The following is a 21910-nucleotide window of genomic DNA, read 5'->3' on the forward strand; positions in this document are numbered from 1 at the left end:
GCAGCATCCACGCGTGCACGAGCCAGCCGCCCATCCACGCCCATGAGCACCCCAGTGACCCAAGCCGCAGCCAGCCTGCGCGACGCCATCCGCGAAGCCGCCGATGGCCTGATCAACCGCGACCATCTGGCCGAACTGATGATCCTCGGCGCGGTGGCGCAGGAGCACCTGCTCGTGATCGGCCCGCCCGGCACCGCCAAAAGCGCCGTGGTGCGCCGCGTGGCCCAGAGCCTGGGCGGACGCTATTTCGAATACCTGCTGGGGCGCTTCACCGAGCCGTCCGAACTGTTTGGCGCGGTCAACCTGGGCAAACTGCGCGATGGTCTGGTCGAGACGGACATCGGCGGCATGCTGCCCGAGGCCGACATCGCCTTTCTCGACGAAGTATTCCTCGGCTCGACCGCCATCCTGAACACCTTGCTGGGGGTGCTCAACGAGCGCCGCTTCCGCCGCGGTCACACCGATATCGCCTGTCCTTTGCGCCTGTGCGTGGGCGCTTCCAATGCGCTGCCGGACGACGACAGCCTGGCCGCCTTTGCCGACCGCTTTTTGCTGCACGTGTTCGTCGACGCCGTGCCCGACTCGCGCCTGGAAGACTTGCTGGCCGGCGGCTGGGCGGTCGGCCAGTGCACGGTCGCGGCGCGTGCCGCCATGGCCACCCTGGACGAGCTGAACGCGTTGGTGCCGAAGGTGGACATGAGCGCCGTGCGCGCCGACCTGGCGCAAGCGATCCGGCAGTTGCGCAAGGCGCAGATCGCTTTGTCCGACCGCCGCATCGTCAAGGCCCAGCAACTGATCGCGGCGGCCGCCGTGCTGGCCGGGCGCAACGTCGCCACCCGCGCCGACCTGTGGCCGCTGGTGTACGTGGTGCCCAGCGCCGCCGGCCAGCAAAGCGCACGCGAAACCCTGCGCGAGCTGCTCGCCGAGGCGCGCCATCCGCTCTTGCAGGCGGTGGTGGAAACGGCCGTGCAGCAGCCGCTGGCCCGCATCGCGCGCCTGGCCGAAACGGCCGACCGGCTGCTCGGTACTGCGCGCGGGGAAGGCTTTCGCGGCGAGGCTGAAGCGCTGCTGCGCGAAATCGACGCCAACTTCGGCAAGGCCAGCCTGCCGCCGGAACTGTCGGCGCGCCGCGCGCAGCTGGTGGTGGCCGTGCAGTCGGCCTGATGAACGCGCTGGGATGGATCGCGCGCTCCGGCACCGCGCCGGAGCCGGGCGGGCAGGTCTCGCAAGGCGCCGTGATGCGCCAGGTGCTGGCACGCCTGGACCTGTGCAGCGACACCCAGCTGGACGCGCTGACGGCGGTTGCCACGCGCGACATGCTGGTGCTGCTGGGACGCGGCGCGGCGCTGCCGTGGGTCGACGGCGCGCGTTACTGCGCCCCGGACCCGCTCCAGCGCATGCTGTGGCTGCCCACCGACGTGGTGCCGCAACTGCCGCTCGACCTGGTGCTGGCCAATCTGTCGGCGCGCGGCGCCAGCCTGCCTTTCCTGCTGTGGAACGACCCCGAACAAGTGCTGCCCATCGGCCAGCCGATTCCGCTCAACCGCGCCAGCCTGGCGTGGCTGGGCCAGGAACTCGAATAATGAACCTGCCGCCGCAACTGGCGCCGTGGATCGAATGGCTGGCGCTGGTGCCGCTTGAGATGGCCGAGCCGCTCGGCCAGATGCTGCTGCGCTTGCAGCCCTTGGTCGGGCGCATGACGGGCGTGGCCGCGATCCCTGACACCTTGCCGGTGGGGGCGGGCAGTATCGCGCGGCGCGGGCCGTACGAACGCCTGCTCCTGAGCGAGTGGGCGGTGCTTGATGCCGCGCCGGACGAATTTATCCGCCGCGCGGCAGGCAACGAACTGCTGTTTTCCGCGCCCGAGCCGCAGGTGCAGCGCCGCGCGCGCCTGTGCGTGGCGCTGTTCGACGCCGGCCCGGAACAGCTGGGCGAGCCGCGCCTGGTGCAGATGGCGCTGTTTATCCTGCTGGCGCGCCGCGCCGGGGAGGCTGGCGCCGGGTTCCAGTGGGGGATCCTGCAAGATCCGTCCACGTTGCATGTCGGCCCACGCAAACTGCGCGTATGGCTGGACGCGCGCACGTGCGCGCGCGTCGATGCGGCTCATCTGAGCCGCTGGAACGAGGCCCTGGCCTCGCTCGACGAGACGGACGAAGTGTGGCAGATCGGATCGTCCGGCTGCGCCGCGCTGGCACGCACCGGTGCGCGCGTGAACATCGAAACATCGCTGCTTGAGGCGGGCCTGAAGGTGAGCATCACGCAGCGGCGCGCGTCCCGCGAACTGCTGTTGGAGCTGCCCGTGCCCGATGTCGGCGCGCGCTTGCTGCGCCATCCGTTCGATCTTGTCCCGGCAGCAAATAGCCCGGCGCGCACCGACGCGTACGATACCTTGTCGCTGGTGCAGGCGCCGCTGTTCGGGCTGTCCGGCAACTGGCTCGCCGCTGCCAGGGAAAGGGGCGGCGTCGTGCTGCATCATGTGCAGGCTTCCGCTGCGGCGCAGCCGAGCAAACCGCGCCGTCACCACGACACGCCACTCGGCGTTGTCGTGGTCGGCAAAATGCTGGCCCATGTCGACAGCGGGGGCGATTTTCTGACGTTGGCCCGCTTTCCCGGCAAGGCCTTCGGTCCGCCTTGCACCGTCAAGCGCCCGCCCCCGGAGCAGTTCCAGATGCCGACCGAGGCGGGCAGCTGGATGCCGACGTTTTTCCTGATCGATCACTCTCCCGCTGGCGCCGGCGCGCGCGTGTTCATGCTCGATCTCGCCGGAACGCTTGGGTGCTGGGCAGTCTACGGCCAGAAGCACAAGCACATCAGCGTCCCCCACTTCCAGTTCGTGGATCGCAAGGTGGTAGGCATCACCCAGTTTGAGGGCACGCTGCTGTACGCCAGCAGCGCGGCGAACTGCACCACGATATATGTCATCGGTGCCGAGGACAAAGAAGCGATTGAGATGGCCGAGTTCCCGATGGATGCCAAGCGAGTGCTGTTCGGCGGGCCGGCGCCAAAACGGGAGTGTGCACGCTGGCTGTGTGCCTTGCAGCGCAGCGACCAGCATTGGCTGCTGGTTGACGATAATTTCAAGGTGACGGTCCCGCTCACGGTCGACGACGGGGCCACGGTGATGGGCGTGGCGCGCATCGCCCCGCAGGCTGGCAGCGCGCCGGCCCTGCTGGTGCTCAGCGCCGACCGTCACACGGTGGAACTGCGCAGCGCAAGCGCAAACTGCGTGGTCTTGCACTCCGCACAGCCGATCGCCCAACTGGTGCTCGACCCGCTGGGCGAGCGCCTGTGCTGGCTGACCGACAGCCGCGAATTGAACGTGCGCGCGCTGCACGGCAGAGAGATGCTGCTGCACGTGGCATCCGCGCCGGAGCGGGACGTCGCATGATGCTGCCGCCGCAACTGGCGCCGTGGAGCGCGTGGCTGGCGCTGCTGCCTTTTGACCTGGTTGCGCCGTTCGGTGAGATGCTGCTGCGCCTTCAGCCTTTGGTGGGCCGCATGGCGGGCGTGGCGGCCAGTGAGGACGATATCCCGGTTGGCGTGGGCAGCATTGCGCGGCGCGGCCCCTACGAACGCTTGCTATTGAGCGAATGGGCGGTGCTTGATGCCGCGCCGGACGAATTCATCCGCCGCGCGGCCGCCAACGAGCTGCTGTTTTCCGCGCCCGAGCCGCAAGTGCAGCGCCGCGCGCGCGTGTGCGTGGCGCTGTTCGACGCCGGTCCCGAGCAGCTGGGCGAACCGCGCCTGGTGCAGATGGCGCTGTTCATCCTGCTGGCGCGGCGCGCGCAGCTTGATGGCGCCAGCTTCGAGTGGGGCATCTTGCAAACGCCCGGGCCGCTGCATGCCGATTGCGACCAGCGGGCGCTGGAACGCTTGCTGAACGCGCGCACGGTGGTGCGGGTCGGCAGCGCCGAGCGCGATGGCTGGAATCGCTGCTTGGCCCGGGTCGACCCGCTGGCCGAGGTATGGCAGGTGGGCGGGCCGGATGCAGGAGTACTGCAGCGGACGACGGCACGCGCCAGCATCGAACAGCCGCTGCTCGACGAACGCCTGCGGGTGACCATTACCCAGCAAGGCAAGGCGCGCCAGCTGATGCTGGAGCTGCCCGACCCGGCCAGCACGGTGCGCCTGCTGCGTCATGCCCCTAGCGCGCGGGTCGATAAGGTACGCGATTGCATGGGCGGGCGCGATACCCCCTCGCTCAAGCATGCGCCGCTGTTTTCGGTACGCAAAGGACGTGTTGTCACGTCAAGGGCCGACGGCGGCAACCTGGATTTTGGCGTGCCCGATTCGAGGCTCAAGGAGCCCGTCGCGCCGCGCCGTCAGCGCACTCCGAAAAAAGGAAGGGTGATCGGCATATGCGCCTTGCTCTACCGCGTCGGCAATGTCGCCTGCACCGACAGCACGCTAAGGTTCAGATATTTCTGTGGAGCGTTCTATGACCGGGAATGCGCCCTGCCGCCATCGACAAAATTCGAGGCACCGTCCGGGCCCGGACGCTGGCTGCCGACATTTTTTCTGGATCGGTATCAGGGCGGGCGTCTTTTTATTCTCGATCCGGCCGGTCGGCTGGTCTGCTGGTCGGCGGCTAGCCGGAGCGACCCTGATACCCGTTTCGATGTGATCGCCACCGGGGTGGTTGGAGCCGCCCAATCTGCAAATGTGCTGGCCCATGCGCGCGTTGCCGACGGCCTGACGATCATTGAGTGTGATTATGACGGCACCTTCGGTCCGGCCGACGATATGGCCTTCCCATTTACCGCCAAACGCGTATTGTTTGGCGAGATGTCCGACAGCAGCGCGCCGCACACGTGGTTGCTCGCCTTTCAGACCACTGACACGCAGTGGCTGCTGGCGCATGAGAACATCTCGTGCACGGTCGATATTGCCGATGGCGGCGCGGTGGTCGGCGTGGCCCGCACGGCAGTGGGTGAGGGCGCCCAAGCTGCGCTGCTGGTAGTCAGTCCCGATCGCACCTGCGTGGAGCTGCGCACCGCCACACAGCGGTACGTGGTGCTCAGGACCGCGCTGCCGATCGCCCACGTCACGCTCGACGTGGTGACTGACCGGTTTTGCTGGATTCTGACCCGCACGCACGAGCTGTTCGTGCGCAGGCTGCATGAAGTAAAACCCCTGCTGCACGTCATACCCGATGGAGTTCCCGATGCACCTTGAAATTCGCCAACCGCTGTTCAGCGGCCGCCGCGAAGTACGCGCGCTGTGGTTCGACCTGGCCCTGCTGGGCGAAACCGAGGCGCGCCGGCGCGTGCTGGCGCACTGGCAGGCCGGCTCGCAACTGTTCCAGGCCTGCGGCGGCTTCCTGCTGGCGTGGCCGGCGCCGCGCTGGCAGCACGTGGACGCGCTCGACGCGCTGGCCTTGTGCCAGGTCGGCGCAGCGCTCAGCAGCGCGCCCCTGAGCGACGCCGAACTGGCCGCGCTGCCGGCCGGTGCCTACTGGCTGGTGCGCGCCGGCGTGGCGCAGGCGGCCGTGCCAGATGCCCGCGTCGATCCGGCACCGTGGCTGGCGCTGGGGTCGGTCGCGCTGCGCGTGCCGCTGGCGCCGCCGCCCGCGCCGGCTGCGCAGGCCGTCGCGCAGCCGATGTCGCTGCAAGAAGTGCTGGGCGCGGCGATGCCGGAGCGCAGCGCCGAGAGCATCGCCTTCCGGCGCGAGTTCGCCATGCCCGCTAAAGGCAAGCGGGACGGCGGCGGCGCCGCGATGGCCGCCGCCGCACTCGCTGGCGCTGTCCTCGGCTTGCTCGCGCGCTGGTTCGGCCCAAAGCCGGCCGCGGGTGGCAGCGGAGCAGGGCAGCCGCGCCCGGCCAAGGGCGGCAGCGGGGCAGGGAAGCCGCGCCCGGCCACACCCGGCCCGCTGGCGCGGCTGCTGTCCGACTGGGCGCTGCGGATGGCGTCGCTGACCCGCCTGTCCGATCTGCTGGGCTGGCGCCAGGCCGATTATCTGCAAAAAATGCTGGACATGTTCGCCAAAGGCGACCTGGCGCAAGCGCTGCGCCACGCGGTGCCGATCGACGCCATCGGCGGCGGGTCCGCCCGCCCGGCGCTGGGCAGGCCGCGTCCGCGCACCAGCCTGACCATCAGCGCTCCCAGCCCGGCCGCGCCCGCGATTAGCTTGGACAGTGGCCTGTCGGAGCAGCTGCGCGCAACCTACCGGCGCAGCTTCGAACAGCTCGACCGCGAGGGCCGCATCGACGAAGCGGTCTACGTGCTGGCCGAACTGCTGCAGTGCGGCCTGGAAGCGGTGACCTACCTGGAAAAGAAGGAGCGCTACCTGCAGGCGGCGCAACTGGCCGCGACCGTGGAACTGGCGCCGGCGGTGGCGGTGCGCCTGTGGGTGCTGGCCGGCGACATCGAGCGCGCAGTCCAGGTGGCGCGCCTGCACAACGACTTCGACGCCGCCGTGCGCCTGCTGGAAAGCCGCAACAGCGAGCACGCGGCACCGCTGCGGCGCCACTGGGCCGAGTACCTGGCCGCGCGCGGCGACCTGGCCGAGGCGATCGACGCCATCTGGCCCTTGCCGCAGCATCATGCGCTGGCGCTGGCTTGGCTGGTGCAGGCCGAACGCAGCGGCGGCGCCCTGGGCATGCAGGCGCTGGCGCGCAAGCTGGCGCTGATGCCGGGCACCTTGCGCAGCAGCGCGGCGGCCATCGACATGGTGCTCGGCGCGCCCGGCGTCGATGGCGTGCAGCTGCGCGCGCGCCTGGCGGTGGCACTGCTGGGCACCACGCCAGTATCGGCTTCGTCCAGGCGGGTCGCCGCTGCGTTACTGCGCAAGGTGCTGCCGGAACGGATGGAAGGCTTGAGCCGGATCGACAAGAAGTCCCTCGTGCATCTGGCAGAGCTGGCCGGCAACGCGGTGCTCAGCGCCGACCTGCCGCCGTTCTCGACCAGGTTCGACATTGACCTGACGCCCTTGAACAATCGCCGCGAGCAGCTCGCATTGCGGCTCGCCGACCGCGGCCTGATGCCGATCCAGCACGCGCGCGCCCTGCCTGACGGCCAGTACCTGCTGGCCCTGGGCGAAGGCGGCGTGGTGCGGATCGGGCGCGACGGCCGCCAGCTGGCCCATTATCCGGTGCCGGCCGGGCACCTGGTGATGTCACATAACGGCAAGCGCGCGCTGGCGCTGGTCAAGCGCGACCGCAAGTACCGGGTTAGCCGGCTGGACCTGATCAGCGGCAGCGTATCGGACTGGCTCACGCTCGAATTGCAGCACTGGTCCGGCGAGTACGACGGGGTGTCCTGGAACGTCGCCATGGAGCGGCGCCTGGCGGTAATCGACACCACCGTACAGGATCAGCGGATCGTCTGGCAGGTGGCGGATCTGCCTGGCGCGATCCACGCCTATGCCGACCGGGCCGGCGCGCTCACCATCCTGCTGCGCGTGGCGGACGGGCTGGAGCAATGGTCGTATGAGCTGCCCGGCCGGCAGTTGCGCCAGCGTGACTGGTGGAGCGATATCGCCTGTAGCGATCAGACGTGGATCGCGAACACGTGGGTCCTTCCCGGCCCCTCGGGCGCGGCGCCGTACGTGGTGACCATCGACCGGGCTCTCGGGAAGATTCTGGTGAGGCAGCACGGCGCGCCGGCGTTGCCGCCGGTCGCGCTGGGGCTGAACGCGCCGCGCAAGGTACTCATCGACGGTCCGTGGCTGGTGCTGGTCAGCGAGGAGGACAATTCGATGTGCTGCCGCGTCGTCAGCCTGAACGATGGCGTGGTGCGGGCGCGCATCGTGCTGCCGCACCACAGTACGGCGGGCTTCAGCTTCCGCAACGGGCGCCTGCTGATGTTCGACCAGGCCGGGCGCCTGGTGGACCTGGACTGCGGGACCGGCGTCGCAAGCACCTTGTGCCTGAGTTAAGCTGATACGCGGGGCACTGGCCTTGCCGAACATGGATGGAGATGACGATGGAAAATCCTTACCATAATCCCTACACGCCACCGGGCGCCGGCATGCTCCCCGCCGCACCGGCGCAGGCGCGCTGCACGCCGCGCATGCTGGCCCTGCACGGGCGCATCGGAAGGGTGCGCTATCTGGTGTACGTCTCGCTGCTGACGAGCTTGCTGGTCGGGGCCACCGTGCTGATGGTGGCCGCACTGTTGCCGGTCGGCCCTCTGGCAAGCAGCCTGGCGCTGCTGATGCTGATCCCCTTGCTGGGCATGCTGGCCGTCATGGCGCGCCGGCGCCTGAACGACCTGGGGCGTTCCGGCTGGTGGAGCGTGCTGGGTCTGGTGCCATTCGTCAATCTGGTAGTTGGCTTGTGGCCGCTGCTGGAGGCCGGCAATCCCGGCGAAAATGCCTACGGCTTGCCGCCGCCGCCCAACGGATGGCAGCTCGTGCTGGCCGCCTGGGTGCTTCCGCTTGCCATGCTGCTGTGCTTGCCGACCTGTCTGAGAATGCAGTACCGCTGGACCAGCATCGTCGCCGCCGCCTACTTCGATATGCAAACGCCGCCGGGCATGCCGCACCAACCGGCTCCGCCCCACCTCACGCCGATATGGCGATGAGGGCAGCCTGCGGCATAATGCGCGCATGATCAGACAGGAGTCGAGAGTGGATAATCCTTACGCGCCGCCGGCATCGGGTATTGAGCCGGTGCAGGAGCATGGCGACACCTATGTGCCGGACTGGTTCGACGCAAGCGGACGCATCGGCCGCTTGCGTTACCTGGTGTATGTCACGCTGCCGACGACCCTGATGGTGGTGTTGGCGGAGTTCCTGAACAACCGCTTCAACCTGGACGCGCGGCCCCGCGTGCTATGGGCGCTGACGATTGCGGCGGGGCTTGCCGTGGCCGCACTGCTGGCGGTGATGAGCTTGCGCCGCCTGCGCGACCTGGGGCGGCCGTGGGGGTGGGCGCTGATCCTGCCTCTGGCGCCGATCAACCTGCTGCTGATCGGCGTTCTGCTGGTCCGCCCCGGCGACCAGGGCCGCAACCGCTACGGGGCGCCAGCGTCGGAAAACACCATGCTGGTGGTGGCCGGGGCCTGGCTGCTGCTGCTGATGGCGCTCACCTGGCTCGCGTGGCTGTTCGATATCGCTTGAGCCGTGCTGGCCGGCGGATCGGCTTACTCGGTCCGGTGAATCGCGCAGATCTTGTTGCCGTCCGGATCACGGATATAGGCCAGGTACATGGGTCCCAGGCTGGTGTCGCGATGGCCCGGCGGGTCTTCGCAGGCAGTGCCGCCATGCGCGACGGCCGCATCGTAAAACGTTTGCACGTGCTCGGGCGAGCTGCATCGGAAGGCAATGGTGCCGCCGTTCGCATAGGTCGCTTCTTCGCCATTGATTGGCTCGGTGATGCAAAAGACATTGCCGTTGTTCCGGTAGAAGAGGCGCACGTGACCGGACTTTGCCTCGTTGCGCAGCGGTTCGCCCGCCCCGAGTGTCCCCAGCACGGCATCGTAAAACTGTTTCGACCGTGCGATATCGTTTGAACCAATCATGATATGACTGAACATATTTTCTCCATGTTGTGCCCCGAGGGTTCTCCGGGCTGAATGTCAATGATAGTGCAAATAGCAACACAAGAAACAAATCGGATGCGGTCCGCTTCAGGATAGGGCGCGGCACCTATCAACGTTGCAATCACATTGACCGAACTACGATGCCCGAGGGGCGCGTGACTATTCCGCTTTACAGTTGCCCGCTTTCCTTGATGTCCAGGTAGCGGTTCACCAGCGCCGCGCTGAGCTGGTCCGGCGTGATGTCGATCAGGCGCTCGGCGCGGATGCCCAGGCGGCGGATGGCCTCGCGCCGCTGTTGCAGGTAGTGCACCGTGGCGCTGTAGCGCAGGGCGCCGGGGAAGGTGTCGACCGCCTTGCTGCGCGCGCCGTCCATGACTTTTTCGCGCAGGCTGGCGCAGATCACCAGGTGCTTGCTCGACATCAGCTCGCAGGCCGAGCGCAGCGCCGTGTCGTCTTCGTCGCGCAGGTTGGTGATGATGACGACAAAGGCGCGCTTGCTCAGGCGGTTGAGCAGGTTGGTGGCCGCCTGCAGGTAGTCGGGCGCCATTTCGGACGGCTGCACGTCGTACACCGCGCCGAGCAGGCGATCGAGCCCGTTGCGGCCCTTGAGCGGCGCCACCCAGCGGGTCTCGCCGCCGAAGGTCATCAGGCCGACCGCGTCGCCCTGTTTCTGCGCCAGGAAGCCGAGCGTGAGCACGGCGTTGAGCGCATGGTCGAAGTGGGTGGTGGTGTCGTCGCGCGCCAGCATGCGGCGCCCGGTATCGAGCAGGAACACGACCTGCTGGTCGCGCTCTTCCTGGTATTCGCGGGTGATCGGCTTCTGGCGCCGCGCGGTGGCTTTCCAGTCGATCGAGCGCATGCTGTCGCCGTCGCGGTATTCGCGCAGCTGGCGAAAGTCGGTGCCTTCGCCGCGGCGCCGCTTGCGGATGGCGCCGGCCGCCGGCGCGCGCCGGTCGGTCGCGCTCAGGGTGTGGCCGAGCAGCTTGGAAAAATCGGGGAACACCTTGATGGCGCTCGGCGCGCCGATGCGGTGCACGCGCTGCCACAGGCGCAGCGGCGAGCGCACGCGCAGGTGGGCCGGCCCGAAACTGGCCGGGCCGCGCCGGTCGGCGCACAGGCTGTAGGTGACGGCGGCGTAGGCGCCCGGCGCGATGTCGCTGCGGTGGCTCAGGCCTTCCATGGACCAGGTGGCGGGGTAGTCGTCGTACAGGTCGAGGGCCACGCGGCGCGCGCCCTCGTTGTGCAGCTTGAGCGTGACCTTGTTCCAGGTGCCGACCGGCCACACGCCGGCCAGTTCGCGCTCCACGCGCAGCAGCGGCGCCTTGCGCGAGATCCAGGCGTCGACGCAGGCAACGGCCAGCGCGGCCAGGCCGGTTCCCTGCCACAGCGGCAGCAGCGCGTCCACGTGGCTGGCCGCCAGGCCAAGCACGGTCCAGCCGCCGGCGACAGCCAGCAGGGTGCGCGACGGGGTCAGTACGTCAGCCACGCGGAGCGGCGACTTCTTCGATCAGGCCAAGCAGCAGTTCGTCGCTGCTCAGGCCATCGAGTTCGCTTTCCGGAGAGACCGCGATGCGGTGGCGCAGCACCGGCAGCGCGGCCGCCTTGATGTCGTCCGGGGTGACGTAGTCGCGCCCCGAGGTCAGGGCCATGGCGCGCGCCATGCGCACCAGCGCGATGGACCCGCGCGGACCGGCGCCGATCGCAATGCCGGGCCAGTCGCGCGTGGCGCGCACCAGCCGCACGGCGTAGGCGGCGACGGCGTCGTCGACCCGGATGCGGGCGACGAGCTGCTGCAGCGCGACGATGGTGTCGGGCTTGACCAGGGTGGCCACCTGGCTCACTTCGAGGCCGTCGCCGACCCGGTCGCGGGTGACCATGCGCAGCATCTGCTCTTCTTCGTCGGCGCTCGGATAATCGATGCGCACCTTGATCAGGAAGCGGTCCAGCTGGGCTTCGGGCAGCGGGTAGGTGCCTTCGTTTTCCAGCGGATTTTGCGTGGCCAGCACCATGAACGGCGGCGCCAGGCGATGCGATTCGCCTTCGATCGTGACCTGGCGCTCCTGCATCACTTCGAGCAGCGAGGACTGGGTCTTGGCCGGCGCGCGGTTGATTTCGTCGGCCAGCAGCAGGTGCGCGAACACCGGGCCGCGGCGCACGCTGAAGGATTGGCTCTTCATGTCGTAGACGGCGTGGCCCATGACGTCGGCCGGCATCAGGTCTGGTGTGAACTGGATGCGCGAAAAGTCGCCGGCGAAGGTCTTGGCCAGGGCCTTGACCAGCAAGGTCTTGCCCAGCCCCGGCACGCCTTCGATCAGCACGTGGCCGCCGGCGAGGCAGCAGGCCAGAACCTGGTCGACAACGGCCTGCTGGCCGATCACGGCGCTGCGGATTTCCTCGCGCATGCGCTGGACAATGCCGATCGCCTGGTTCAGGCGTTCGGCCGTGATGGCGGGGGCGGCGCTGGTGGCGGTGTTATCGTTCATAGTGATTTCTCAGTTCTTGAAGAGTGCGGATCTGACGGGTGAATCGGGTGACATGGCTGGCCGCGTCCTGCTCCAGCGCCTCGATGACGTCGGCCTCTAGCAGCGCGCAGTCGCGCGCCAGCATGGCCCACAGCTGGCTTTCGGGCATGCGGAACAGGGCCGGGGCGCGGCGCCGGATCAGGGCCAGGGTGTCGTCGCGCGCGGCGTCGAGCAGCACCTGGCGTCCGCCATCGGCCTTCCACAGCCAGGCGCCGCTGGCGTCGATGTGCTCGAGCAGCGAGCGCCGTTCGGCTTTGGGCGCGGGGACGATCGGGCCGAAACGGCGCACCGCGGCCCAGAACATCAGCGCCAGGCCGACCGCCAGGCTGACCAGGAACAGGCTGTAATGGCGCCACAGCGCCTTGTACCAGGGCAGCACGTTGAGGTTGCGCACGATGGTGACGTGGCGGCCCGGCGCCAGGTCGGTCAGGGCCAGCAGCAGCTCGCCGTGGTCGCGCTCGTCCAGCTGGTAGTTGTTGAAGTAATCAGTGGTCAGCAGGACCACCTGGCCCTTGCCTTCGCGGTAGACGCGCACGGCGCCGCCATCGTCGTCGCTCCACAGCGGGGCGGCGGCGCCGGGCAGGCTGACCAGTTCCTCCATATCGCCGTCGAGTTCGAGCGCATACGTTTTGCCCGGCAGGGTCAGGCGGCTGACGGTTTTGTCGCGCTCGCGCCTGGCTGCGGCGATCGCTTCCGGCTTGTCCTTGTCGGCCTCGGCCGGCTGGGTGCGGCATCGGCAAGCCTTGGCATCGCGCCGCACGCGCGCGCCGTAACGGTCGGTGAGCGGGTCGCCGTCGGCCGCGGCGGCAAACGACGAGGCCGGAGCCGGTTTGCCCGGAGGAAGGTCCTCGTCCTCATCCTCGTCCTTGTCTTCTTTCCTGGCCTCGGCCTTGCCAGGCGCGCTGGCGAGAACGGACGCCGGCTTGTCCGTGGCGTCGGCCTCGTCGTCGTCCTCGTCATCCTTCTCGTCATCGCTGGCTGGTTCCAGGGCGGCGAGCGCGGCTTTCTCGGCGCTGGTCAGCGAGCGCGGTTCGGCAATCAAGGTATTGCCGCGCCGTACCCAGTCGAGCATTTCCTGTGCCTGGCCCGGCAGCGCCGTGCCCGAGGCGCCGCTGAGGATCATGGTGCCGCCTGCCACTTTCGGCAACACCAGTTCGCCGAGCGAGCCGGTGCCATCGACGACCCGGCCGTTGCGGCGCAGCAGGAGCGTGGCGGCCAGCATGCGGTCTTTCATCGCCGCTTCGGAGAGGTGGCGCCGCGATTGCCAGCGCAGTTCCATGTTGTCATACCACCACCAGGTGCCGAGGGCGCCCAGGACCACCAGGGCCAGCACCGACAGGAAGCTTTTCAGGTTGTCGTTCATGCCGTGGCCTCCCGCGCCGTGCCGAACTGTGCATCCCATGCGGCGCAGCAGGCCAGCAGGGCATCGTCAGCGGGCCAGCGCGCGGCGTAAGCGCCGCCCAGCCACAGGGAAGTGGCGCTGATGGCCACCTCCAGGCGCGCTTGTGCGAGCTGCTGGCGCTGCGCGGCCTGGCGCGCCAGGCGCAGGCAGTCGCCTTCGGTATTGCCCTGGCGCAGGGCCAGCGCATCTTCGTTGACCAGGCGCGACAGGGTGGCGCGGTACAGAAGGGCCAGGGCGGCGCGCTGCTCGCCGCCGCTCCACAGGGCGCGCACCTGGGCCATCACGTCGGGCGGCAGCGATTCGGCGCGGATATTCAGGCCGCCGATTTCGGTGGCCACGCGCGCCTTGGCCGCGCGCTCGAAGGAGGGGAAGTGGTGGCGGTAGCGGTACAGCACCCAGGCCACCAGGCCGATGGCGAACGCGATGAACAGCACCTTGAAAATGGAGGCGATCAGGTTCATGTCGAACGAGGAACGGGGGCGTACTTCCTTCTTCTTTTCCTTGATGTTCCGATTCTTGAACTCCCAGCTTTCCACGCATTCGTAGCCGCGCAGGTCGGGCTCGGCATACAGCTGGTCGAGCTGCTGGCGGATGCGCGCCTGCTCGGGCGCTTGCAGCGGACCGCGTTCGGGCAGGTTCATGCCCTTGGGCGGCGCGCAGGGCGCGCGCGCCGGGGCTGACGCGGCCGTGCCGGGCGCGGCCCGCACCGGCGCCGGGATGCCGGACAGCGCCAGCAGCATGCCGGCGCCGGCCAGCAGTGCCGCCAGGGGCGCCGCGCGCGCGCGCAGCGCTTGCGGGCGCTTGATCTGGCGCAGCTTGATTTCCAGGTCCCACGCTTCCATGCTGGCGCGGCGGTTCAGGTACAGGGTAAAGCAGCAGGCCGTGTAGACCGGCGCGATGAGCGCGACGGACAGGGCGAAGGCGCCCAGGGTAAGCAACTCCGTGAACACATCGGGCGTGTCGCCGGTCATGTTGGCAAACAGGGAAAATGGATTGCCGATCTTGCCGTCCGCAGCAAAAATGCCGATGAAGCCGAGCGCGCCCAGTTGCAGCACGACTTCCAGGTGGGCGCAGACGACGCCGAACCAGACCGCCGCCGAGGCGGTGCGGTTCTTGCCGAGCGCGCTGCGACGTGCGCTGGCGACGGCGCCGCGCGCGCCTTCGAGCTGCCAGACCGGTTGCCAGAAGCCGCGTCCGGCGCAGGTCAGGCGGCCCCAGGTGAGCAGGCGGAACCAGCCGCCGCCGAGCTGTCCGGGCCAGGCGCGCACCGCTTCCTGCCAGGTGACGGCGGTGCCGAACACCTGGCGCGAGAGCACGTACAGGGGCGCGCGTTCGAGCAGGGGCTTGAACCACCAGCCCAGGATCAGCCAGGCCCAGGACAGGTCGGGGCGCCAGACGGTCAGCGCGGCGCACAGGGCGACCACGGGCAGCCACAGCGCCAGAAACGCCATGTAGGCGGCGCCGGCGTGGGAGTGCAGCAGGCTGAAGCCGAGGTCGAGCGCCTGGGCATTGGTGCGCGGGCGCAGTTCGATCTGCAGTTTGTCGATTTGCATGGCGGCCTCTATTGCTTGCCGCGGCCGGCGAACAGGAAAAATCCGATCACCAGCGCCCAGGCGGTGGCGCCGACGGCGTACTTGACCTGGATCGGAATCGCGCCCGAGCCGGACCAGAAGGCTTCGAAGAAGGCCGCGAACATGGTCATCAGGCTGCCGCCGACGATCACCGGGAACATGGCCTGGCTGGTCGTGTGGAGCGCGTGCGCGCGGGTGAGCCGGCCCGGGTGGATCAGGGCCAGGCCGAGCCGGATGCCGGCCATCGAGCACAGCAGCAGCCCGGTGATTTCCAGGCTGGAGTGGGTGATCACAAACGACCAGAACTGGTGGACCGTCGCCGGGTCGCGGCTCAGCCAGGCGCCGATCACACCCAGGTGCATGCCGTTCAGGCCCAGGCTGATCAAGGCCGGGATGCCGCCGAAAATGCCGCCGGCAAAGCTGCGGAAGCCGATCGACACATTGTTCCAGATGTAAAAGCCGAACATCATCAGGTCGCCCTGGCTGCCGCCGCGCCCGACGTGGACGCGGCCCGGCTGGTACATCTCGCGGAACTGGTCGAGCTGCTGCGCCGAGGCGAAGCTGTAGGCCCACTGCGGCTTGTACCAGACCAGCAGGCCGACCGCCAGGGCCACGCCGAAAAACGCCAGGCAGGTGATCAGCAGCAGACGCCATTCGGCACGCACGCGGCAGGGAAAGTCGACCAGAATCCAGCGCAGCAGGGTGGTGGGACGTTCGACGGCGGTGCCGTACAGGCGGCGGTGGCAGGCGCCGACCATTTTCTGCAGATGATCGGTCAGGGCCGGCGAATAGCCGCGCTGGCTGCACAGCGCCAGGCACTGGCACAGGCGCCGGTACAGGGCCGGCAGCGCGCGCACGTCGTGCTCGCTGCCGTCGAGGATGGCGCCGATCTCGTTCCAGAGCGCGGCGTTGTCGGCTTCAAACTGGATTTGCTTCATTGGGTCAGGCCCGCCACGTAGGAGCGCATGCGTTCGACCGACTCGGCGCCGCGCGCGCCGGTCAGCGCTTCGGCGATGCTGCCCAGTTCGGCCATGCGGTCGAACGGCAGCTTCGCTTCGCGCTCGAACAGGTCGACCAGGGTGCGCTGCTGGTCGGGGCTGAGCGGAAAGGGTAGCGGCAGCGGCTGGGCCAGCAAGGGGGTGGGGCGCGGCGCGGCCTTTTCGTAATAGATGACCTGGGTGCCGGCGACGATGTCGCCCAGGCGGCGAAAGCGCAGGTCGAACATCATGCACACCAGCCCGGTCGCGTACATGACCGGCAAAAAGTCGGCCACCAGCATCAGGTTGCGCAGGGTCGATTCGCGCCAGCCGACCGGCAGGCCGTCGCTGCGCACCACTTCCAGTCCGACCGCGCGCTTGCCCAGGGTGCGGCCGCTGAAATACACTTCGCTGATGATCGGATAGCCCCAGTACGAGACGAACAGCAACAACATGAAGATGCCTTCGCCGAGCTTACCGTGGGGCATGGCGAGGCGCATCAGCAGGCAGGCGGCGGCCCACAGCAGGAAATCGAGCAGCCAGGCGACCGCGCGCAGGAAGGGGCCGGCTGGTGTCAATTGCAGGCTCACGCCCTCGGGCGTGGTCAGGGACAGGCGGCCGTCTAGCAAGCGCGGACCTCTTTGCGCTGCCGGGATGCCGCTGATTTTAGTACCGCCATGCGTTTTGCCGTGTTAAATTTACTGTGGGATGTATTTATTGTACCGAAGAAACGATGCATTGATGGCAAATATGTGGAAATTGCAGCGCGGTTTGTGGGCGAGCGGCCACGTTGGACACAAGGCGGGCATGCCGCCATGTGCCGTTTTCGCGCCATCGGCGCATCGCCGTATCGTTGCGGTATCGTTGTTGATGCTGGAAGTGTACCAAGGTCGCTTGCGCCCCGTCACAGCTTATCGGGTGGAATGATTTGAACAGAAAATTAGTCATCGGCGTGTGCATCGCCGCGGCGGCCGCCTCGGTGGCGCAGGTGCCGGACAAGCATGCAGCGCCGGCGGCCGCGGCCGCGCCGGCGTTCCCCAGCCATCTGCTGGCTGGGGCAGGCGCCTGCCCCCCGCCGGCCTGGCCGCGCGAAGCGCTGCTGTACGACCTGCAGGGCAGCACCATGCTGTCGTTTGCGATCGGGCCGGATGGTGCCGTGGTGGAGCCGCGCCTGCTGCGCACGAGCGGCTGGAAAATGCTCGACGATGCCGCCCTGGCCGGGATTGCCGCCTGCCGCTTCAAGCCGGGCCTGGATTCGGCGCAGCGCGCCGGACCGTATCCGATGCAATTCGACTGGAAACTCGACGGCGATGGCGGGGTCACGCCGGTGTTGCGCGCCGGTAGTTGCCGGGCCTCGCCGCGCTTTGCGCGCTTCGCCCCGTTCGATGCGGCGCCCACCAGCGCCAGCGGCGTGCTGCTGCGCTTCGTGGTGGGCGCGGGCGGCGTGCCGTCGCGCATCGCCGCCGAGGTCAACGGCCAGCCGGATGCGCTGCTGGCCGAAGCGATCGATTACGTACAATCCTGCCGCTTCGACTACGATCCGGCCAGGCCGGGCGAGCGCAGCGCCAGCGTGACCGGCCGGGTGCTGGCGCGGTAATTCCTCGTTTAAGGCAGCGGATGGTCAGCATTGCACGGCTCGAAAACAAGCTGGTGGTCGTCAGCGACCCGGTGGGGGTGGCCGCCTACGACTTCGATGTCGGCTCGCACTTCGACTGTACGCATCCCTACCGCTTCGATGCCGAGGAGCCGTGCGTGCTGCGCACCGGACCGATTGCCGATTACGACGCCGAGTTCGCCGACAAGCTGGCGATGGGGCTGCGTCTGGTCAACTCGCCGCAGGAACACGTCCGCGCGAGCGAACTGGAAGCCTGGTATCCCTTGCTGGACGGTCTCACGCCGCGCACGGAGGTGTTCGACAGCCTGCCGCCGGCCGACCGCATCGAAGCGGCGTTCAATTGGCCCGTGTTCATGAAAGGCTCGCGCCAGACCAGCAAGCACAATCCCGACCTGTCGGTGATCCGCAGCCGCGCGCACTACGAGCAGGCGGCGCGGCTGTACCGCGAGGATCCGATCCTGCACTGGCAAAAGCCGGTGATCCGCGAATTCATCCCGTTGCAGCCGGTGCGCGGGCAGGTGGCCGGCAAGGTGCGGCCATTGGTCGAATACCGCTCGTTCTGGTGGCACGGACACTGCGTGGGCTGGGGCCGCTACTGGCATCAGGTGGCGCCGTACGCCTGCGCCGACGAGGCGGCAGGGCAAGCCCTCGCCGCGCGCGCCGCCGCGCTGGTGCGGGTGCCGTTTCTGGTGGTGGACGTGGCTCGGACGGCCGACGGGCGCTGGATCGTCATCGAGTGCAACGATGCCCAGGAATCAGGCTATGCCGGCATCGCGCCGCTGCTGCTGTGGCGCCAGGTGCTGGCGCGGATTGGGACCGAGGGAGCTTAGGCGCCCTTAGCGCTCGTCGCAGCTGGCGCACCACGCTGCGTAACGCCCGAACGATGCCGGCGTGTTGAGCGCTTCGACGACGTCGTCCTCGCCGTCGCCGTCGGTAACGTGGAACAGCAGCGCCACCTCGTCGCGCTGGGCGGCGCTGCCGAACAGGCCTTCGTCGATCAGTTGCTGCAGCGCCGCCGCGCAGGCGCCGAATACCCATGCGCGCAGTGCGTCGATGTCGACCTCGTTGGGAATGTCGCGGTGATAGGGCAGGATCATGCGGTAGGCGATGTCGAGCCAGGCGCCTTCTTCGAAGAACGACCATTCCGATGGATTCCACAGGATCTCGTCGTCGCCGCCGTCCTCGCTCAGCGCTTGCACGCTGTTGGCGAGCGGGACGATCGTCATGGCGCTGTCGTCGCTGACCAGGGCGAAGGCGTTGAAGGTCTGGTCCGGATGGGCCGCGCGCATGGCGTTGAAGGCGTTGCGGGCGCCGTCGCGGATTTCGCTGGCCAGCAGGGTGGCATCGAGCCGGTTCAGGTCGATGGCGGCCTGGCGCGTGAGCGTGAAGCCGGCAGCCACGGCGTCGGCGCACAGGGCGGTGTAGCGCGCCCGGGCGGCGGCCGGGCTGGCCAATTCCTCAAGCGTGTCCGTACCCCAGGTTTCGGTCATGCCGGCGGCGCGCCAGACCGCCGTGCCGAGGTCGCGTATCTCGATAAACTGTCGTGGCTTGGTGGCGGCGTATTTGTGAAAAAGTGACCAGTTCGTCGTCATTGTCGCGTCTGTGCTTTATGTTGGGAAGATCGTCTTCCCGCGCAGAGGAACATCGGTGTTTTGTTCGGTAACGGCTGCTGCACGGGCAATTTTAGTGGTTCGGAAAGAAGTATGACGGGCGCGGCGGCTCCTGTCACGTCCAATCTGGGATGCCGGCAGTGCGCCGCAACCATTGCGGGAAGCAAGCCGGCGGTGTAGCGGGGAGGTCGTTTGCGTGGATGCGCGCGATTGACTCGGCTTCTTTTCGCGTTGCAAGGAAGGGAGAGAGGCGCCGGTGGGCAGCGATGGCGGGGCCGGAAAGGGCGGCCAGCGACATCCCGGCCGCTGCCGTTGCCGGCGAACGCGGCAACGGCATGTCGAACGCCCGGCCATGTCGGCCGGGCTGCGGATCAGCCGGGCTGCGGATCAGCCGGGCTGCGGATCAGCCGGGCTGCGATCAGCCGGGCTGCGATCAGCGTGCGCCGGTACCGTTGGTGAGGACGGCCGGCAGGTCGTCGACGTTGTCCAGCTTGTACGGGAACAGTACGGTGTCGCCGAACACCTTGGCGCCGGTATCCTTCTCCACATCGTTTTCCGACTTGCCGGTGTAGCGGTCCGAGGCGATGTTGGCGTCGATCAGCGCATTGTCTTCGTTCCAATGCGGCCTGGCCGTGTTCGCAAAGAAGTTTCCTTCGACCTTCACTTGAGCGTGGTCGCTGGCGCCGATGGCGAAGTAGGGCACGTCGAGCCAGTAGTTGTTGTACAGGTGGGTACGGGAAGCCGCGCCCAGGAGCTTCGGATTGCGGCCGGAGGTTTTGTTCCAGAAGTTATGGTGCAAGGTGACCTGCGAGTTGCTGAAGGCATTGGTGTAGTGGTGCTGGTTGCCGCACACGGCTGGGTTGGTGCCGTCGAAACGGTTCCAGCTCAGGGTCACGTTCTTGCTGTCCTGGATGTCGACGTGGCCGTCGCTGATCAGGTTAAAGTGCACATGGTCGACCCACACATGGCTCGACTTAGTGATGGTGATGCCGTCGCCCGCTTCGACCAGGCCGGGGTTGATGTTTTCGATGTTCAGGTTGCGGATGATGACGTTCTTGGTGCCGCTCACGATGAGCGAGGCGCCGATGAGGCGTGCATCCTTGTTCAGGCCGACCAGGGTTTTGTCGGAAGCGACCCAGATATTGGTTTCATCGCGCGGGCGCATGTAACGCGTTTCGCTGGTCGAGCCGAGTTCCTTGCAGGTCATGGTGCCGACCGGAACGCGGTAGGTGCTCTTGCCCGGATCCTGATAGGTCGGGCAGGCGACCGCGCAGGTGCTTTCCGAACGCACGGCGGTGCGGCAATCGATGGTGGTGCCGCCCGGAATCTGGATCACGGCGGGGCCGCTCGCGCGCAGGGCGCTGGACAGGGCGCTGCACGAGGTGACGGTGACGGGCGCGCTGTTGCCGCCGCCGGTGGTGGTGCCCAAGCCGTCAGCGCCGGACTGGGCCGCGAAGCCGTCCGCGGCCGGGCCGCCGCAGGAACCGTTGGTCGGGTTGAAGTACCAGCGCTGGATGCCGTTGCCGGTATCGGTGGCCTGGTAGACGCGCGAGCCGCTGTCGTTATTGGCCACGGTGAGCGACTTGCCCGAATGGCGGGCGACGACGTTGTAGCCGCCGCCGGTCGATTTTTTCAGCAGCCATTGCTGGTTCTGGGCGCCCGTGGCATTCCACTGGATGATTTTGGCGCCGTCGTTGACCGACAGGTTCAGGACGTCGAGCAGCAGGCCGCTGTGCTTGGCTTGCATGGTCCAGTAACCGTTGCCGGCGTCGCGCAGATAGAATTGCTGGTTGCTGCTGTTTGCGGAACCCCATTGCTGGACTTCGGCCGCACCCTTGGTGGAGCCGGCCACGACGTCGAGCACTTTGCCGGTGGAAGCGTTGACGACGGTGTACAAACCGCCGTTGTACACGGCGGCGTTGCAATTGGCGGCGCTGGCGGGATTGGCCATCAGGGACAAGGGAATGGCCAGCGATGCGGCCAGGGTGGCCAGGCGTCGTGCGGGAAGCGGACGGTTCAGCGCGTCGGCAACGGGGAATGCGGTCATGATGTGTGACTCCGGGTGATTGGCAAACAGGCCACCGTAAGGGCTTGCTTGTGTTGGCGAAATGAAAAGAAAAGGATGCTATCAGCTATTTTGTACATACAGATATATGCAATCCATAAAGATGTATGCTGTTTTTAAGGGGGCTGCCAGCGCGATGGATGTGAGCTATTTCGTACTTTGGTACAAACTAAACGGCGCGGACGGCTATCTGGTCTGGACCTCGGGAGTAGAGGACGGGGTGCTGCTCGATTCCGCCGGCCGCGTCCCCGGTTTTGCCAGCGAGGCCGATGTGCGCCGCCATGCGGATGAGCTCGGCCTGGAATTGGTCGACGAGGAGCCGACGGTGCATGAACTCGATTGCGTCCTGGCGTGGATTGACGATGCTGGCAACACGACAGTCGATTGCGACAAGCTGCTCGCCGCGTGGAACCTGTTTGACGACGTATCGCGCTCGGTCGGGGGCAGTTACGATGCCGACAAGGCCGCTACGCAGGGCCTCTACATGAAACTGTTCTACGGTGGCGATACGGCCAACAGCGTGTGCAGGCCAGAGGATGAAGCGGTCTATTGCCCGGTGTGGTCTGAGGAGGAACCGGCTGTGTTACGGTCCACCTTGCGCGCGGGCTTGTCGATGTTCGTCAATACGCTGATGCCGGTGCCTGCGCGCCGGCGCTGATGGACAC

The 21910-nt window shown here is 67.7% G+C and carries 19 protein-coding genes; 10 read left to right on the forward strand and 9 right to left on the reverse strand.

Annotation, left to right across the window (positions count from 1 at the left end; translation table 11 throughout):
- Positions 1 to 54: 54 nt before the first annotated feature.
- The 7 genes from IV454_RS17690 to IV454_RS17720 are packed head-to-tail and all read left to right on the forward strand — an operon-like array spanning position 55 to position 9061.
- Complete coding sequence (locus IV454_RS17690) at positions 55 to 1164, forward strand: AAA family ATPase (protein WP_229521680.1); 1110 nt, start codon at positions 55 to 57, stop codon at positions 1162 to 1164.
- The gene (locus tag IV454_RS17695) at positions 1164 to 1583 is read left to right on the forward strand and encodes a bpX5 domain-containing protein (protein WP_206087152.1); all 420 of its coding nucleotides are present in this window, start codon (positions 1164 to 1166) and stop codon (positions 1581 to 1583) included. Before IV454_RS17690 ends, IV454_RS17695 begins: the two co-directional genes overlap by 1 nt.
- Positions 1583 to 3388, forward strand: a complete 1806-nt coding sequence (locus IV454_RS17700; RefSeq protein WP_206087153.1) for a hypothetical protein — start codon at positions 1583 to 1585, stop codon at positions 3386 to 3388. The genes IV454_RS17695 and IV454_RS17700 overlap by 1 nt, the downstream gene beginning before the upstream one ends.
- On the forward strand, positions 3289 to 5175 hold the full coding sequence (locus IV454_RS17705) for a hypothetical protein (protein ID WP_206087154.1): 1887 nt from the start codon (positions 3289 to 3291) through the stop codon (positions 5173 to 5175). The genes IV454_RS17700 and IV454_RS17705 overlap by 100 nt, the downstream gene beginning before the upstream one ends.
- A complete protein-coding gene (locus IV454_RS17710; protein WP_206087155.1) occupies positions 5165 to 7876 on the forward strand; it encodes a bpX6 domain-containing protein in 2712 nt (903 codons plus the stop codon). The genes IV454_RS17705 and IV454_RS17710 overlap by 11 nt, the downstream gene beginning before the upstream one ends.
- 47 nt (positions 7877 to 7923) lie before the next feature.
- Positions 7924 to 8523: a DUF805 domain-containing protein gene (locus IV454_RS17715; RefSeq protein WP_206087156.1), complete on the forward strand. Its 600-nt coding sequence runs from the start codon at positions 7924 to 7926 to the stop codon at positions 8521 to 8523.
- Between the two features lie 46 nt (positions 8524 to 8569).
- Entirely contained in the window at positions 8570 to 9061 is a 492-nt protein-coding gene (locus tag IV454_RS17720) for a DUF805 domain-containing protein (protein WP_206087157.1), read from the forward strand.
- Between the two features lie 23 nt (positions 9062 to 9084).
- Here IV454_RS17720 and IV454_RS17725 read toward each other — a convergent pair whose 3' ends face one another.
- From IV454_RS17725 to IV454_RS17755, 7 genes are all read right to left on the reverse strand, one after another.
- Positions 9085 to 9477 carry a VOC family protein gene (locus IV454_RS17725; RefSeq protein WP_206087158.1) on the reverse strand — a complete coding sequence of 131 codons (393 nt, stop codon included), beginning with the start codon at positions 9475 to 9477 and terminating at the stop codon, positions 9085 to 9087.
- Positions 9478 to 9652: 175 nt separating this feature from the next.
- Positions 9653 to 10969, reverse strand: a complete 1317-nt coding sequence (locus IV454_RS17730) for a DUF58 domain-containing protein (RefSeq protein WP_206087159.1) — start codon at positions 10967 to 10969, stop codon at positions 9653 to 9655.
- A complete protein-coding gene (locus tag IV454_RS17735; protein WP_054267138.1) occupies positions 10962 to 11966 on the reverse strand; it encodes an AAA family ATPase in 1005 nt (334 codons plus the stop codon). Before IV454_RS17735 ends, IV454_RS17730 begins: the two co-directional genes overlap by 8 nt.
- Complete coding sequence (locus IV454_RS17740; protein ID WP_206087160.1) at positions 11956 to 13368, reverse strand: DUF4350 domain-containing protein; 1413 nt, start codon at positions 13366 to 13368, stop codon at positions 11956 to 11958. The genes IV454_RS17735 and IV454_RS17740 overlap by 11 nt, the downstream gene beginning before the upstream one ends.
- Positions 13365 to 14960 carry a hypothetical protein gene (locus tag IV454_RS17745; protein ID WP_206087161.1) on the reverse strand — a complete coding sequence of 532 codons (1596 nt, stop codon included), beginning with the start codon at positions 14958 to 14960 and terminating at the stop codon, positions 13365 to 13367. The genes IV454_RS17740 and IV454_RS17745 overlap by 4 nt, the downstream gene beginning before the upstream one ends.
- Positions 14961 to 14968: 8 nt before the next feature.
- A complete protein-coding gene (locus IV454_RS17750) occupies positions 14969 to 15916 on the reverse strand; it encodes a stage II sporulation protein M (protein ID WP_206087162.1) in 948 nt (315 codons plus the stop codon).
- A complete protein-coding gene (locus IV454_RS17755) occupies positions 15913 to 16584 on the reverse strand; it encodes an RDD family protein (RefSeq protein WP_206087163.1) in 672 nt (223 codons plus the stop codon). The genes IV454_RS17750 and IV454_RS17755 overlap by 4 nt, the downstream gene beginning before the upstream one ends.
- A gap of 299 nt (positions 16585 to 16883) precedes the next feature.
- Here IV454_RS17755 and IV454_RS17760 point away from each other — a divergent pair, with 299 nt between their 5' ends.
- Both IV454_RS17760 and IV454_RS17765 read left to right on the forward strand, forming a co-directional pair.
- Positions 16884 to 17552, forward strand: a complete 669-nt coding sequence (locus IV454_RS17760; protein ID WP_206087164.1) for an energy transducer TonB — start codon at positions 16884 to 16886, stop codon at positions 17550 to 17552.
- Between the two features lie 20 nt (positions 17553 to 17572).
- A complete protein-coding gene (locus IV454_RS17765; protein ID WP_206087165.1) occupies positions 17573 to 18400 on the forward strand; it encodes an ATP-grasp domain-containing protein in 828 nt (275 codons plus the stop codon).
- 6 nt (positions 18401 to 18406) lie between these two features.
- Here the strand turns inward: IV454_RS17765 and IV454_RS17770 are convergent, their stop codons facing one another.
- Together IV454_RS17770 and IV454_RS17775 are read right to left on the reverse strand one after the other, a co-directional pair.
- Positions 18407 to 19162 carry a DUF4303 domain-containing protein gene (locus IV454_RS17770; RefSeq protein WP_206087166.1) on the reverse strand — a complete coding sequence of 252 codons (756 nt, stop codon included), beginning with the start codon at positions 19160 to 19162 and terminating at the stop codon, positions 18407 to 18409.
- A gap of 451 nt (positions 19163 to 19613) precedes the next feature.
- Positions 19614 to 21227, reverse strand: a complete 1614-nt coding sequence (locus IV454_RS17775) for an RICIN domain-containing protein (RefSeq protein ID WP_206087167.1) — start codon at positions 21225 to 21227, stop codon at positions 19614 to 19616.
- A 106-nt stretch (positions 21228 to 21333) separates the two neighbouring features.
- On the opposite strand from IV454_RS17775, the gene IV454_RS17780 reads away from it, so the two are divergent.
- The gene (locus IV454_RS17780) at positions 21334 to 21903 is read left to right on the forward strand and encodes a hypothetical protein (RefSeq protein WP_206087168.1); all 570 of its coding nucleotides are present in this window, start codon (positions 21334 to 21336) and stop codon (positions 21901 to 21903) included.
- Positions 21904 to 21910 lie beyond the last annotated feature (7 nt).

It is taken from the genome of Massilia antarctica, assembly GCF_015689335.1.
In the GTDB taxonomy this organism is placed as follows: domain Bacteria; phylum Pseudomonadota; class Gammaproteobacteria; order Burkholderiales; family Burkholderiaceae_D; genus Telluria_A; species Telluria_A antarctica.

Coding starts and splice junctions, on each gene's coding strand:
- IV454_RS17710 (WP_206087155.1), top strand. CDS start 5,165: ATGCACCTTGAAATTCGCCAACCGCTGTTCAGCGGCCGCCGCGAAGTA.
- IV454_RS17780 (WP_206087168.1), top strand. CDS start 21,334: ATGCAATCCATAAAGATGTATGCTGTTTTTAAGGGGGCTGCCAGCGCG.
- IV454_RS17765 (WP_206087165.1), top strand. CDS start 17,573: ATGGTCAGCATTGCACGGCTCGAAAACAAGCTGGTGGTCGTCAGCGAC.
- IV454_RS17725 (WP_206087158.1), bottom strand. CDS start 9,477: ATGTTCAGTCATATCATGATTGGTTCAAACGATATCGCACGGTCGAAA.
- IV454_RS17715 (WP_206087156.1), top strand. CDS start 7,924: ATGGAAAATCCTTACCATAATCCCTACACGCCACCGGGCGCCGGCATG.
- IV454_RS17740 (WP_206087160.1), bottom strand. CDS start 13,368: ATGAACGACAACCTGAAAAGCTTCCTGTCGGTGCTGGCCCTGGTGGTC.
- IV454_RS17695 (WP_206087152.1), top strand. CDS start 1,164: ATGAACGCGCTGGGATGGATCGCGCGCTCCGGCACCGCGCCGGAGCCG.
- IV454_RS17775 (WP_206087167.1), bottom strand. CDS start 21,227: ATGACCGCATTCCCCGTTGCCGACGCGCTGAACCGTCCGCTTCCCGCA.
- IV454_RS17750 (WP_206087162.1), bottom strand. CDS start 15,916: ATGAAGCAAATCCAGTTTGAAGCCGACAACGCCGCGCTCTGGAACGAG.
- IV454_RS17700 (WP_206087153.1), top strand. CDS start 1,583: ATGAACCTGCCGCCGCAACTGGCGCCGTGGATCGAATGGCTGGCGCTG.
- IV454_RS17770 (WP_206087166.1), bottom strand. CDS start 19,162: ATGACGACGAACTGGTCACTTTTTCACAAATACGCCGCCACCAAGCCA.
- IV454_RS17735 (WP_054267138.1), bottom strand. CDS start 11,966: ATGAACGATAACACCGCCACCAGCGCCGCCCCCGCCATCACGGCCGAA.
- IV454_RS17745 (WP_206087161.1), bottom strand. CDS start 14,960: ATGCAAATCGACAAACTGCAGATCGAACTGCGCCCGCGCACCAATGCC.